1 protein-coding gene is annotated in these 719 nt (G+C 62.6%); it reads left to right on the forward strand.

Translation table 11 applies throughout. The annotated features are described in order from the left end of the window. On the forward strand, window positions 1-719 hold a 719-nt coding region (locus Val02_RS46985; protein WP_203905892.1), incomplete at both ends, for an AAA family ATPase.

Here is a 719-nt window from a genome sequence, read left to right on the forward strand (position 1 = left end):
AAGGCCCTCGCGGAGTTCCTGTTCGGCTCCGAGGACGCGCTGATCCAGCTGGACATGTCGGAGTTCCACGACCGGTACACGGTGTCGCGTCTGGTCGGTGCGCCTCCCGGGTACGTCGGTTACGACGAGGGTGGTCAGCTGACGGAGAAGGTGCGGCGTCGGCCGTTCTCGGTGGTGCTCTTCGACGAGATCGAGAAGGCGCACCCGGACGTGTTCAACACGCTCCTGCAGATCCTGGAGGACGGGCGGCTGACCGATGGTCAGGGTCGGATCGTGGACTTCAAGAACACGGTGATCATCCTGACCACCAACCTCGGCACCCGCGACGTGGCGAAGGCGGTCTCCCTGGGCTTCCAGTCCTCGGAGGACACCGAGTCCAACTACGAGCGGATGAAGCAGAAGGTCAACGACGAGCTGAAGCAGCACTTCCGGCCGGAGTTCCTCAACCGGATCGACGACACGATCGTGTTCCACCAGTTGAAGGAGTCGGAGATCCTGTCGATCGTCGATCTGATGATCAACCGGATCGAGGGGCAGCTGAAGAACAAGGACATGGGGCTGGAGTTGACGGACAACTCCAAGCGGTTCCTCGCGAAGAAGGGTTACGACCCGGTGCTGGGTGCGCGGCCGTTGCGGCGGACGATCCAGCGCGAGATCGAGGACAACCTGTCCGAGAAGATCCTCTTCAACGAGCTGCGCCCCGGCCAGATCGTGGTCGT

Origin of the sequence: Virgisporangium aliadipatigenens, assembly GCF_016863615.1 — a bacterium.
Classification (GTDB): Bacteria; Actinomycetota; Actinomycetes; order Mycobacteriales; family Micromonosporaceae; genus Virgisporangium; species Virgisporangium aliadipatigenens.